Annotated in this window: 1 pseudogene; it reads left to right on the forward strand. The window is 64.7% G+C overall.

Annotated features, from left to right (window positions below):
* Positions 1–273, forward strand: a pseudogene (locus B4F27_RS15335) (malate synthase G); the annotation flags it as partial.
* Positions 274–309: the final 36 nt, after the last annotated feature.

Raw genomic sequence — 309 nt, forward strand, 5'->3', positions numbered from 1 at the left:
ACCTGCCGCATCTCGGCGCAGGCGCTGGCGAACTGGCTGCACCACGGGGTGATCTCGGAAGAGCAGGTGACGGCAGCCCTCAAGAAGATGGCCGCCGTCGTGGACCGGCAGAATGCGGGCGATCCGCTGTACCAGCCTATGGCACCGGGTTTTGACGGCATCGCGTTTCAGGCAGCCAGCGATCTGGTGTTGAAAGGGCGCGTGCAGCCTTCGGGCTATACCGAACCTGTCCTGCATGCCCGCCGGTTGGAGCTGAAAGCCGCGCAGGGCTGAGTTTGAAGTTTCGGAAAGCGCGAGGGGCCAGCCCCT

Origin of the sequence: Sulfitobacter sp. UBA1132, assembly GCF_002311545.1 — a bacterium.
Taxonomy (GTDB): domain Bacteria; phylum Pseudomonadota; class Alphaproteobacteria; order Rhodobacterales; family Rhodobacteraceae; genus Sulfitobacter; species Sulfitobacter pontiacus.